Origin of the sequence: Streptomyces sp. NPDC055955, assembly GCF_042270245.1 — a bacterium.
Lineage (GTDB): Bacteria > Actinomycetota > Actinomycetes > Streptomycetales > Streptomycetaceae > Streptomyces.
This window is the reverse complement of sequence record NZ_JBHJYS010000028.1, coordinates 26,416-38,779: the sequence shown is the minus strand read 5'-3', so window position 1 is coordinate 38,779 and position 12,364 is coordinate 26,416. Positions and strand designations below refer to the sequence as shown.

Below are 12,364 nucleotides of genomic sequence, written 5' to 3'. Positions count from 1 at the left end.
ACCTGTGTGTCCGCCTGTATGCGCTGCGAGAACCTCAGAGAACGCGGACCGCGCCGGTCGCCGGGTATCCGGACAGGTCCTGGATGACGACGCCCTTGGAGGGGTTGGCGGCGTCCAGGTACTGGCCGTTACCGATGTACACGCCCACGTGGTACGCCGAGCCCGCGGCGCCCCAGTAGAGGAGGTCGCCGACCTGCAGGTTGTCGAGGGAGACCGGGGTGCCGGCCGTCGACTGGTCCTGCGAGACGCGCGGCAGGCTGACGCCGGCCTGCGCGAACGCGGCCTGGGTCAGGCCGGAGCAGTCCCAGGAGTTGGGGCCGGTGCCGCCCATGACGTACGCGTCGCCGAGCTGCGCCTTCAGGAAGGCGATGACGGACGCGACGCTGCCGCTGGCGGGGGCCGCGACCTTGGAGGCCGCGGAGGCGGTGGAGAGCGTGGTGCGCTCGGCGGAGCGCGACGCACGCGCTTCCTCGGCCTTGCGCTTCGCCTCGGCCTCGGCCTTCTTCTTGGCCTCCGCCTTCTTCTCCGCGAGGGCCTGGTCCGCCTTGGCCTGCTTTGCGGCCTTCGCGACGGCCAGGTCCTGCTCGGCCTGCAGCGCGTACGAGTTCGCGGCCTGCTGGGTGGCGTCCGCGGACTGGGCGACCTGAGTGGAGAGGTCCGCCGTGATCGTCGGCATCTCGATGGTCTCGGTCACCGGCTCGGCGGCGAACGCCGGGCCGGACGCACCGGCCACTGCCAGGGTGCTGAGGACGCCACCGGCAACTCCGGCGCGCAGGGCGATTTTCGACGCGCTGCGACGGGGCTTCCGGTGGCTGGGTATGTGAGCGGTGTGGGACATGAGTACAACCGCTATCAGGGCCTCCACGGTTCCTTCAAGAAACGTGTGGTGCGCCACAGTTGCCGTGTGAACGTTTGAATCCCGGGCGTGGCGGCCTTTATTGACGCCGTAACGGGCAATCCGGACAGGGCTGCTCAAGGCTGTGATCACGGGCTTTCTGTAATACGCCCGAATTGCCCTCGACCTACCACTCGTTGATGCCGATGGCCAAGCCCGGTTTCTAACAGGTAACGGTCCATGTGGCACAGGTCACAATGGGGTCACCTTCGCTGTCGCGCGCTCCTCATGAGCGCGTGCCCGCGTCCACTTACGTCCACACCTTTCCCTCGGATGTGTGAACGGCGGCCACTATCAGCCAGTTCTGTCCAGCGCCAATTTGCCTGCGTGCGCCACCTCTTGATAGTGAACCAACGCTTCTACCTGGGGTAACGAGCCAAGATGTCACCTCTGGTGATCACTCAGGCGCTTCGCGTGTGAAGATCACCGCTCATCCGACTTCATGATCCTTCGTCAGGTGGTGGAGATCACAAAGCTGTTGGCGCACCCCGTGTCGCAGATCACAGACCGGCAGGCATAGGATGCGGGGCAGTTGGGCTTGTGACCTGCTTCACATGTGAGCGATCTTCGTGCAGTCGGGGGGTGGCTTCGCGGGGGAGCGGGGGCGGGCCCGACGTATCCGCCAGCAGTCAGCGCCGACTGAGAGGAGCGAGGAGCGGTGAACGCGTATGCGCCCATCCTCGTACTGGGAGCCCTCGGGGCAGGCTTTGCGATCTTCTCCGTGGTCATGGCCACGCTTATCGGTCCAAAGCGGTACAACCGGGCCAAGCTCGAGGCCTACGAATGCGGTATCGAGCCGACCCCCACGCCGGCCGGCGGCGGGCGCTTCCCCATCAAGTACTACCTGACGGCGATGCTCTTCATCGTCTTCGACATCGAGATCGTCTTCCTCTACCCCTGGGCCGTCACCTTCGACGCCCTGGGTGTTTTCGGGCTCGTGGAGATGCTGCTCTTCGTGCTCACCGTCTTCGTCGCGTACGCGTACGTATGGCGGCGCGGCGGCCTGGAATGGGACTGAGGGGCCTTAGCCATGGGACTCGAAGAAAAGCTGCCGAGCGGCTTTCTGCTGACCACCGTCGAGCAGGCCGCGGGCTGGGTGCGCAAGTCATCCGTCTTCCCCGCCACGTTCGGCCTGGCGTGCTGCGCCATCGAGATGATGACGACGGGCGCCGGTCGCTATGACCTGGCGCGCTTCGGCATGGAGGTCTTCCGCGGCTCGCCGCGGCAGGCGGACCTGATGATCGTGGCCGGGCGCGTGAGCCAGAAGATGGCGCCCGTCCTGCGGCAGGTCTACGACCAGATGCCGAACCCCAAGTGGGTCATCTCCATGGGCGTGTGTGCCTCGTCGGGCGGGATGTTCAACAACTACGCGATCGTGCAGGGCGTCGACCACGTAGTCCCTGTGGACATCTACCTGCCCGGCTGTCCGCCGCGACCGGAGATGCTGATGGACGCGATTCTCAAGCTCCATCAGAAGATCCAGTCCTCCAAGCTCGGCGTGAACGCCGAGGAGGCGGCCCGCGAGGCGGAGGAAGCGGCGCTCAAGGCGCTCCCGACGATCGAGATGAAGGGGCTGCTGCGGTGAGCGACGCGGACAGCAACGGGGTCAACCCCGAGAAGGACCTCAGCGCGGCCAACCTGCCGGGGCAGCGCGGCGACCAGGGCGAGGAGATCCGCGTCCAGCGCGGCATGTTCGGCGCCAACAACGGCGGCGACACGTCGGGATACGGCGGCCTCGTCCGCTCCGTACGGCTGCCGGGCGCCGCCTCGCGGCCGTACGGCGGCTGGTTCGACGAGGTGGCCGACGAGCTGGAGGGGGCCCTGGAGGAACAGGGCCTCGTCCCCGAGAACGCGATCGACAAGACCGTCGTCGACCGCGACGAGCTCACCTTCCACATCGAACGCGAGTACCTGGTGCGCGTCGCCCGGACCCTGCGCGACGACCCGGCTCTGCGCTTCGAGCTCTGCACGGGCGTGAGCGGGGTGCACTACCCGGACGACAAGGGCCGTGAGCTGCACGCCGTCTACCACCTGCGCTCGATCACCCACAATCGCCTGATCCGCCTCGAGGTCAGCGCCCCCGACGCGGATCCGCACGTCCCGTCGCTGGTCGCCGTCTATCCGACGAACGACTGGCACGAGCGCGAGACGTACGACTTCTTCGGTCTGGTCTTCGACGGCCACCCGGCGCTGACGCGGATCATGATGCCGGACGACTGGCAGGGCTTCCCGCAGCGCAAGGACTACCCCCTCGGCGGCATCCCCGTCGAGTACAAGGGCGCCCAGATCCCGGCTCCGGACCAGCGGAGGTCGTACTCCTGATGTCTACTCCTTCTGCATCGCCGCGCGAGACGACCGAGGGGACCGTGTACACGGTCACCGGTGGCGACTGGGACGAGGTCGTCCAGTCCGCGGCCAAGGCCGACGACGAGCGCATCATCGTCAACATGGGCCCGCAGCACCCGTCCACGCACGGCGTGCTCCGGCTGATCCTGGAGATCGACGGCGAGACGGTCACCGAGGCCCGCTGCGGCATCGGCTATCTGCACACCGGCATCGAGAAGAACCTCGAGTACCGCACGTGGACGCAGGGCACCACGTTCGTGACGCGCATGGACTACCTGACGCCGTTCTTCAACGAGACGGCCTACTGCCTCGCGGTCGAGAAGCTCCTCGGTATCGAGGGCGAGATCCCCGACCGGGCGTCGATCATCCGAGTGCTCCTGATGGAGCTGAACCGGATGTCCTCGCACCTGGTCGCCATCGCCACCGGCGGCATGGAGCTCGGCGCCACGACGATCATGATCTACGGCTTCCGCGATCGTGAACTCATTCTCGATATCTACGAACTCATCACCGGCCTGCGCATGAACCACGCGTACATCCGGCCCGGCGGACTCGCCCAGGACCTGCCGCCCGGCGCGGTGGACCAGATCCGCGAGTTCGTGAAGAAGATGTCGAAGAACCTTCCCGAGTACGACAAGCTCGCCACCGGGAACCCCATCTTCAAGGCCCGCATGCAGGACGTCGGCTATCTCGACCTCACCGGCTGCATGGCCCTCGGCGCCACCGGACCGATCCTGCGCTCGGCGGGCCTCCCGCACGACCTGCGCAAGTCGCAGCCGTACTGCGGCTACGAGAACTACGACTTCGAGGTCCCGACCGCCGACACCTGCGACTCCTACGGACGCTTCCTGATCCGCCTGGAGGAGATGCGCCAGTCGCTGCGCATCGTCGAACAGTGCCTGGACCGGCTCGCCCCGGGCCCGGTCATGGTCGCCGACAAGAAGATCGCCTGGCCGGCGCAGCTCGCGCTCGGCCCGGACGGACTCGGCAACTCGCTCGACCACATCAAGCAGATCATGGGCACCTCCATGGAGTCCCTGATCCACCACTTCAAGCTGGTGACCGAGGGCTTCCGGGTCCCCGCCGGGCAGGCGTACTCCGCCGTCGAATCCCCCAAGGGGGAGCTGGGGGTGCACGTCGTGTCCGACGGCGGCACCCGTCCCTACCGGGTCCACTACCGCGACCCGTCTTTCACCAACCTTCAGGCCATGGCGGCGATGTGCGAGGGCGGCCAGGTCGCCGACGTCATCGTCGCCGTCGCGTCCATCGACCCCGTGATGGGAGGCGTCGACCGGTGACCACCACTCCTTCCGAGCAGGGCCAGGGCGTCAGCCTGGGCATGCCCCAACTGCCCGCGCCCGACTACCCGGACGACGTCCGAGCCCGGCTCGAGACGGACGCGCGCGAGATCATCGCCCGCTACCCGGGATCGCGCTCCGCGCTCCTCCCGCTGCTGCACCTCGTGCAGTCGGAGGAGGGCCATGTCACGCGCACGGGCATGCAGTTCTGCGCCGACATGCTGGGCCTGACCACCGCCGAGGTCACCGCCGTCGCGACCTTCTACACGATGTACCGGCGCAAGCCGAGCGGCGACTACCAGGTCGGGGTCTGCACGAACACGCTGTGCGCCGTGATGGGCGGCGACGCCATCTTCGAGGCCCTCCAGGAGCACCTGGGCGTCGGCAACGGCGGGACCACCGAGGACGGCAAGGTCACCCTCGAGCACATCGAGTGCAACGCGGCCTGCGACTTCGCGCCCGTCGTGATGGTCAACTGGGAGTTCTTCGACAACCAGACGGTGGGCAGCGCGAAGCGGCTGGTCGACGACCTGCGCGCGGGCACGCAGGTCGAACCCACCCGCGGCGCTCCCCTGTGCACGTACAAGGAGACCGCGCGGATCCTCGCCGGCTTCCCGGACGAGCGGCCCGGTGCCGTCGAGGCGAGCGGCAGCGCGGGACCTGCCTCGCTGATCGGCCTGCGTCTCGCCAGGGGCGAGGCCGCCCCCGCGCGCGTGGTCCATCCGCGCGACGGAGGTCCCCACGGGGACGTCGGCGACGCGCCACCGCACGAGGCGTCGCCCGCCGAGCACCTGAGCTCGCACGATGCGCCCCAGGACACGTCGTCCTCCGATCCGGCCCACCCGGCGGGCCCTGTCGCCGAGGAGGGGGAGTGATGACCTTGGCAGCCGAGATCGACAACGACACCAGCCCCGAGAAGCTGCTCGCGCCGGTACTTTCGGCGTTCTGGGACGAGGACAAGTCCTGGTCCCTGGACGTCTACCGGCGGCACGACGGCTACGAGGGTCTGCGCAAGGCCCTCGCCATGTCGCCGGACGACCTGATCGCCTATGTGAAGGACTCCGGCCTGCGCGGCCGTGGCGGCGCGGGCTTCCCCACCGGAATGAAGTGGCAGTTCATTCCGCAGGGCGACGGCAAACCGCACTATCTGGTGGTCAACGCCGACGAGTCGGAGCCGGGGACCTGCAAGGACATCCCGCTCCTCTTCGCGAACCCGCATTCCCTCATCGAGGGGATCGTGATCGCGTGCTACGCGATCCGCTCTTCGCACGCCTTCATCTATCTGCGGGGCGAGGCCGTCCCCGTACTGCGACGGCTCCACGAGGCCGTACGGGAGGCCTACGCGGCGGGCTACCTCGGCGAGAACGTGCTGGGCAGTGGGCTGAACCTCGAACTCACGGTGCACGCGGGCGCGGGCGCGTACATCTGTGGCGAGGAGACCGCACTGCTCGACTCGCTGGAAGGCCGCCGTGGCCAGCCGCGGCTCCGACCCCCCTTCCCCGCGGTCGCGGGGCTCTACGCGTGCCCCACTGTCGTCAACAACGTCGAGTCCATCGCGTCGGTTCCCGCGATCCTGCATCGCGGCAAGGACTGGTTCAAGTCGATGGGCAGCGAGAAGTCCCCGGGCTTCACGCTGTACTCGCTCAGCGGGCACGTCACCAACCCCGGCCAGTACGAGGCGCCGCTCGGCATCACGCTGCGCCAGCTCCTCGACATGAGCGGCGGCATGCGCCCGGGCCACCGCCTCAAGTTCTGGACTCCCGGCGGAAGCTCGACCCCGATGTTCACCGACGAGCACCTCGACGTGCCCCTCGACTACGAGGGCGTGGGCGCCGCGGGATCGATGCTCGGCACGAAGGCGCTCCAGTGCTTCGACGAGACGACGTGCGTCGTGCGGGCGGTCACCCGCTGGACCGAGTTCTACGCCCACGAGTCCTGCGGCAAGTGCACACCGTGCCGTGAGGGGACGTACTGGCTCGTGCAGTTGCTGCGGGACATCGAGGCCGGCAAGGGCTCGATGAGCGACCTCGACAAGCTGAACGACATCGCCGACAACATCAACGGCAAGTCGTTCTGCGCGCTCGGCGACGGCGCCGCGTCCCCGATCTTCTCCTCGCTCAAGTACTTCCGCGAGGAGTACGAGCAGCACATCACGGGCAAGGGCTGCCCCTTCGACCCCGCCAAGTCGACCGCTTGGGCGGACCAGCGCACGGAGGTGAACGCATGACGGTAACCACAGGCGCTCCCTCCGGGGGCGGCGAGGCGGCGGTGCCGCCGGAAGATCTCGTCTCGCTGACGATCGACGGCATCGGGATCAGCGTGCCCAAGGGCACCCTGGTCATCCGCGCCGCCGAACAGCTCGGCATCGAGATCCCCCGCTTCTGCGACCACCCCCTGCTCGACCCGGCCGGCGCCTGCCGCCAGTGCATCGTCGAGGTCGAGGGCCAGCGCAAGCCGATGGCGTCCTGCACCATCACCTGCACCGACGGCATGGTGGTCAAGAGCCAGCTCAGCTCGCCCGTCGCCGAGAAGGCACAGCGCGGTGTGATGGAGCTGCTCCTCATCAACCACCCGCTGGACTGCCCGGTCTGCGACAAGGGCGGCGAGTGCCCGCTGCAGAACCAGGCCATGTCGCACGGCCAGTCCGACTCCCGCTTCGACGGGAAGAAGCGGACGTTCGAGAAGCCGGTCCCGATCTCGACCCAGATCCTGCTCGACCGTGAGCGGTGTGTGCTCTGCGCCCGCTGCACGCGGTTCAGCAACCAGATCGCCGGTGACCCGATGATCGAGCTCCTCGAGCGCGGCGCGCTCCAGCAGGTCGGCACGGGCGAGGGCGACCCCTTCGAGTCGTACTTCTCCGGGAACACGATCCAGATCTGTCCGGTCGGCGCGCTGACCTCGGCGGCGTACCGGTTCCGCTCCCGGCCCTTCGACCTCGTGTCTTCGCACAGCGTGTGCGAGCACTGCGCGGGCGGCTGTGCGACCCGCACGGACCACCGGCGCGGCAAGGTCATGCGGCGCCTCGCGTCGCCGGACCCCGAGGTCAACGAGGAGTGGGTCTGCGACAAGGGCCGCTTCGGGTTCCGTTACGCGCAGAAGCCCGACCGGCTGACCACGCCGCTCGTGCGCAACGCGGACGGTGTGCTGGAGCCCGCGTCCTGGCCCGAGGCCCTGGACGTCGCGGCCCGGGGTCTCTCGTCGGCCCGCGGCCGCGCCGGGGTCCTGACCGGTGGCCGGCTCACCGTCGAGGACGCGTACGCGTACAGCAAGTTCGCGCGCGTGGCGCTCGACACGAACGACATCGACTTCCGCGCGCGCGTGCACAGCAGCGAGGAGGCCGACTTCCTCGCGGCGCGGGTCGCGGGGCGCGGGCGCGACCTCGACGGTGTCGGGGTCACGTACACGTCCCTGGAGAAGGCGCCGGCCGTGCTCCTCGTCGGGATCGAGGCGGAGGAGGAGGCGCCCGGCGTCTTCCTGAAGCTGCGCAAGGCGTGGCGCGGCCACGGCCAGCGGACGTTCGGGCTCGCCCCGTTCGCGACGCGGGGTCTGGAGAAGGCGGGCGGCACGCTGCTGCCGGCCGCTCCGGGCACCGAGACCGAGTGGCTCGACGCGCTCGCCTCCGGCTTCGGCCTGGAGGACGGGGGCGCCGAGGCGTCGCAGGCGCTGCGTGCCGAGGGCGCCGTCATCGTCGTCGGCGAGCGGCTCGCGGCCGTGCCGGGCGCCCTGACGGCCGTCGTACGGGCCGCCACGGCGACCGGCGCCCAGCTGGTGTGGATTCCGCGCCGGGCCGGGGAGCGCGGTGCGATCGAGGCGGGCGCGCTGCCGTCGCTGCTTCCGGGCGGACGCCCGGCCACCGACCCGCGCGCGCGGGAAGAGGTCGCGGCCGCCTGGGGAGTGTCCGAACTCCCGCACCGCTACGGGCGCGACACGGGCCAGATCGTGGAGGCCGCCGCCGGCGGCGAGCTGCGGGCCCTGGTCGTCGCCGGTGTCGAGGTCGCCGACCTGCCGGACCCGGCACGCGCGCGTGAAGCACTGCACGAGGTGGCGTTCGTCGTCTCCCTGGAGCAGCGTCCCAGCGAGGTCACCGACCACGCGGACGTCGTGCTCCCGGTCGCCGCGGTCGCCGAGAAGGCGGGCACGTTCCTCAACTGGGAAGGCCGGGCGCGCCTCTTCGAGGCCGCGCTCAAGCCCGACCAGATGACGCGCTCCCTGGCGCCCGCCGACGCGCGGGTCCTCCAGATGCTCGCGGACGCCATGGACGTACACCTGGGCCTGCCGGACCTGCGGGCCGCGCGGGGGGAGCTCGACCGCCTGGGCGGCTGGAGCGGGCCCCGCGCGACGGACGCGCTGGAGTCGGCCACGCAGCTGCCGCGGCCCGCGTCCGGTGAGGCCGTCCTCGCGGGGCACCGGCTGCTGCTCGACCAGGGCCGCCTCCAGGAGGGCGACGACGCGCTCGCCGGCACCCGGCACGCGGCACGCGCGCGCGTGTCGGCCGCCACGGCCGCCGAGGCGGGCGTCAAGGACGGCGACGTGCTCGCCGTCACGGGACCCGCGGGCACGACCCGACTCCCGCTCCAGGTCACGGAGATGCCGGACCGCGTCGTGTGGCTTCCGCTGAACTCCACCGGCGGGGGCGTGGCCTCCGACACGGGGGCCGTGCCCGGCACGCTCGTCCGGATCGGCCCCGCGGGCATCGACGAGGCCAAGGAGGTGCAGTCATGATCCCGCTCGCTCTCGAAGACCTCTCGTTGTTCGGCCGCGATCCCTGGTGGCTGGTCGCGATCAAGGCGGTCTTCTGCTTCGCCTTCCTGATGGTGACCGTGCTCTTCTCCATCGTGTGGGAGCGCAAGGTCGTCGCCTGGATGCAGCTGCGCATCGGCCCCAACCGGCACGGCCCCTGGGGCATGCTCCAGTCGCTGGCCGACGGCATCAAGCTGATGCTGAAGGAAGACGTCGTCGTCAAGCGCGCCGACAAGGTGGTCTACATCCTGGCCCCGGTCGTCGCCGCGATCCCGGCCTTCATGGCGATCGCCGTGATCCCCTTCGGGCCCTCCGGCAACGAGGTCTCGATCTTCGGCCACCGCACCACGATGCAGCTCACCGACCTGCCGATCGCGATGCTCTACATCCTGGCGGTCGCCTCGGTCGGCATCTACGGCATCGTGCTCGCGGGGTGGAGTTCCGGATCGACCTACCCCTTGCTGGGTGGTCTGCGGTCCTGCGCCCAGATGATCTCGTACGAGATCGCGATGGGCGCGGCGTTCGCCTCGGTCTTCCTCTACTCCGGGTCGATGTCCACCTCGGAGATCGTCGCCCAGCAGCACGACCGCTGGTACATCGTGCTCCTGCCGGTCTCGTTCCTCATCTACATCGTGACGATGGTCGGCGAGACGAACCGTGCGCCGTTCGACATGCCGGAGTCCGAGGGCGACCTCGTCGGCGGCTTCAACACCGAGTACTCGTCGATCAAGTTCGCGCTGTTCATGCTCGCCGAGTACGTGAACATGGTGACGGTCTCGGCCGTGTCGGTGACGCTCTTCCTGGGCGGCTGGCGGGCCCCGTGGCCGGTGTCCACCTTCTGGGAGGGCGCGAACCACGGCTGGTGGCCGATGCTCTGGTTCGTCATCAAGGTCCAGCTGCTGCTGTTCTTCTTCATCTGGCTGCGCGGCACGCTCCCGCGCGTGCGCTACGACCAGCTGATGAAGCTCGGCTGGAAGGTCCTCATCCCGGTCTCCGTGGTCTGGCTGATGCTCGTCGCCACCGTGCGGACCCTGCGCAACGAGAACTACGACTTCGCCTCCATCGCCCTGTACGTGGGCGGCGGAGTCCTCGCGCTGCTGCTGCTCTCGTTCCTCGTCGACATCTTCAGGGACCGCGGGGGCAAGGAACGCGAGGCACAGGAGGCGGCCGAACGCGCCGCGGCCTTCGACCCGATGGCAGGCGGCTTCCCGGTTCCGCCGCTGCCAGGCCAGACCCCGCCGGCCGTGCCGCGCCGACGCCCGCGCGGCGAGCGGGAGTTGATTGTCAGTGGCGGACCGGATACTGCCGGTGACGGAACCGGTGAGGGTCCTCGTGACGGAAAGGAGGCGTCCCATGGCTGAGGAGTCGACGGAGGGCGGGCAGACCAAGCCCGGCTTCCAGAACCCCGTGGCCGGCTTCGGCGTGACCTTCAAGGCCATGTTCAAGAAGCGGCTGACGGAGCAGTACCCGGAGCAGCCCAAGACCACGGCCCCGCGCTTCCACGGCCGGCACCAGCTCAACCGTCATCCGGACGGCCTGGAGAAGTGCATCGGCTGCGAGTTGTGCGCCTGGGCCTGTCCCGCGGACGCCATCTACGTGGAGGGCGCGGACAACACCGACGAGGAGCGCTACTCGCCGGGCGAGCGGTACGGCCGCGTCTACCAGATCAACTACGCCCGCTGCATCCTGTGCGGCCTGTGCATCGAGGCGTGCCCCACGCGCGCGCTGACGATGACGAACGAGTTCGAGCTCGCCGACAGCAGCCGCGAGAACCTGATCTACACCAAGGAGCAGCTGCTCGCCGGGCTCGAGGAGGGCATGGTCGAATCGCCCCACTCGATCTTCCCCGGCACGGACGAGCAGGACTACTACCGGGGGCTGGTCACGGAGGCCGCGCCTGGCACGGTGCGTCAGGTCGCCGTCTCCAAGGGCGAGAAGCCCGAACCCGAGGGGGCGGAGGCATGAGCCGGCTCGCCGCCGCGGCCACGCTTGCCGCCGACACCTCCACCGGTGAGGCCTTCCAGTTCTGGGTCCTCGGCACGGTCGCCGTCATCGGTGCCCTGTGCACGGTCCTGATGAGGAAGGCGGTGCACAGCGCGCTGTGTCTCGCCGGGACCATGATCGTCCTGGCGGTCTTCTACCTGGCCAACGGCGCGTACTTCCTGGGCGTCGTCCAGATCATCGTCTACACCGGCGCGATCATGATGCTGTTCCTCTTCGTGGTCATGCTCGTCGGCGTCACCGCGGCCGACTCCCTGAAGGAGACCATCAAGGGGCAGCGCTGGCTGGCCCTGCTGTGCGGACTCGGCTTCGGGATCCTGCTCCTCGCGGGCATCGGGAACGCCTCGCTCCACCAGTTCGTCGGACTGGGCAAGGCGAACGCGGGCGGAAACGTGGAAGGGCTCGCCGCCCTCATCTTCACGAAGTACGTCTTCGCCTTCGAGATCACCGGCGCCCTGCTGATCACGGCCACCCTCGGAGCCATGGTGCTCACGCACCGCGAGCGCGTCGAGCGGGCCAGGACGCAGCGCGAGATGTCCGAGCAGCGTGTGCGCGAGGGCAAGCACCTGCCGCCGCTGCCCGCCCCGGGTGTCTACGCCCGGCACAACGCGGTCGACATCGCGGGCCTGCTCCCCGACGGCACCCCGTCGGAGCTCACGGTCATGCAGACGCTGCGCGAGCGCGGCCAGATCCGCGACGTGTCGGACGAGGCGCTCGGTGACCTGAAGGCCCTGGAGCAGCGCTCGGCCGAGCGCCTTGAGCGGACCGAGGAGGCGTCGAAGTGAATCCGGTCAACTACCTCTATCTCGCCGCCCTGTTGTTCACGATCGGCGCCACCGGCGTGCTCATCAGGCGGAACGCGATCGTGCTGTTCATGTGCGTCGAGCTGATGCTCAACGCGTGCAACCTCGCGTTCGTCGCGTTCTCCCGGATGCACGGCAATCTCGACGGCCAGATCATCGCCTTCTTCACGATGGTCGTCGCCGCCGCGGAGGTCGTGGTCGGGCTCGCGATCATCGTGTCGCTGTTCCGTTCCCGCCACTCGGCCTCGGTCGACGACGCCAGCCTGATGAAGCTGTAAGGG

At 69.1% G+C, this 12,364-nt stretch carries 12 protein-coding genes; 11 read left to right on the top strand and 1 reads right to left on the bottom strand.

Annotated features, from left to right (window positions below):
* Positions 1 to 34: 34 nt before the first annotated feature.
* Entirely contained in the window at positions 35 to 838 is an 804-nt protein-coding gene (locus ACFC96_RS39320) for a C40 family peptidase (protein ID WP_376265749.1), read from the bottom strand.
* A gap of 715 nt (positions 839 to 1,553) precedes the next feature.
* Between ACFC96_RS39320 and ACFC96_RS39315 the strand changes: the two genes are divergently transcribed.
* Genes ACFC96_RS39315 through nuoK form a run of 11 tightly spaced genes read left to right on the top strand, consistent with a single transcriptional unit; the run spans position 1,554 to position 12,361 of the window.
* A complete protein-coding gene (locus ACFC96_RS39315; protein WP_007383963.1) occupies positions 1,554 to 1,913 on the top strand; it encodes an NADH-quinone oxidoreductase subunit A in 360 nt (119 codons plus the stop codon).
* A gap of 12 nt (positions 1,914 to 1,925) precedes the next feature.
* On the top strand, positions 1,926 to 2,480 hold the full coding sequence (locus ACFC96_RS39310) for an NADH-quinone oxidoreductase subunit B family protein (RefSeq protein ID WP_006133126.1): 555 nt from the start codon (positions 1,926 to 1,928) through the stop codon (positions 2,478 to 2,480).
* The gene (locus tag ACFC96_RS39305) at positions 2,477 to 3,217 is read left to right on the top strand and encodes an NADH-quinone oxidoreductase subunit C (RefSeq protein ID WP_266673184.1); all 741 of its coding nucleotides are present in this window, start codon (positions 2,477 to 2,479) and stop codon (positions 3,215 to 3,217) included. The genes ACFC96_RS39310 and ACFC96_RS39305 overlap by 4 nt, the downstream gene beginning before the upstream one ends.
* Entirely contained in the window at positions 3,217 to 4,539 is a 1,323-nt protein-coding gene (locus tag ACFC96_RS39300) for an NADH-quinone oxidoreductase subunit D (RefSeq protein ID WP_266673186.1), read from the top strand. The genes ACFC96_RS39305 and ACFC96_RS39300 overlap by 1 nt, the downstream gene beginning before the upstream one ends.
* Positions 4,536 to 5,414: an NADH-quinone oxidoreductase subunit NuoE gene (gene nuoE, locus ACFC96_RS39295; RefSeq protein ID WP_376265745.1), complete on the top strand. Its 879-nt coding sequence runs from the start codon at positions 4,536 to 4,538 to the stop codon at positions 5,412 to 5,414. Before ACFC96_RS39300 ends, nuoE begins: the two co-directional genes overlap by 4 nt.
* On the top strand, positions 5,411 to 6,766 hold the full coding sequence (gene nuoF / locus ACFC96_RS39290) for an NADH-quinone oxidoreductase subunit NuoF (RefSeq protein WP_376265742.1): 1,356 nt from the start codon (positions 5,411 to 5,413) through the stop codon (positions 6,764 to 6,766). The genes nuoE and nuoF overlap by 4 nt, the downstream gene beginning before the upstream one ends.
* Entirely contained in the window at positions 6,763 to 9,261 is a 2,499-nt protein-coding gene (locus tag ACFC96_RS39285) for an NADH-quinone oxidoreductase subunit G (protein WP_376265739.1), read from the top strand. The genes nuoF and ACFC96_RS39285 overlap by 4 nt, the downstream gene beginning before the upstream one ends.
* A complete protein-coding gene (gene nuoH, locus ACFC96_RS39280; protein WP_376265736.1) occupies positions 9,258 to 10,640 on the top strand; it encodes an NADH-quinone oxidoreductase subunit NuoH in 1,383 nt (460 codons plus the stop codon). Before ACFC96_RS39285 ends, nuoH begins: the two co-directional genes overlap by 4 nt.
* A complete protein-coding gene (gene nuoI / locus ACFC96_RS39275) occupies positions 10,633 to 11,244 on the top strand; it encodes an NADH-quinone oxidoreductase subunit NuoI (RefSeq protein ID WP_227296714.1) in 612 nt (203 codons plus the stop codon). Before nuoH ends, nuoI begins: the two co-directional genes overlap by 8 nt.
* The gene (locus ACFC96_RS39270; RefSeq protein ID WP_376265731.1) at positions 11,241 to 12,065 is read left to right on the top strand and encodes an NADH-quinone oxidoreductase subunit J; all 825 of its coding nucleotides are present in this window, start codon (positions 11,241 to 11,243) and stop codon (positions 12,063 to 12,065) included. The genes nuoI and ACFC96_RS39270 overlap by 4 nt, the downstream gene beginning before the upstream one ends.
* Complete coding sequence (nuoK, locus tag ACFC96_RS39265; RefSeq protein ID WP_100598032.1) at positions 12,062 to 12,361, top strand: NADH-quinone oxidoreductase subunit NuoK; 300 nt, start codon at positions 12,062 to 12,064, stop codon at positions 12,359 to 12,361. Before ACFC96_RS39270 ends, nuoK begins: the two co-directional genes overlap by 4 nt.
* Positions 12,362 to 12,364: the final 3 nt, after the last annotated feature.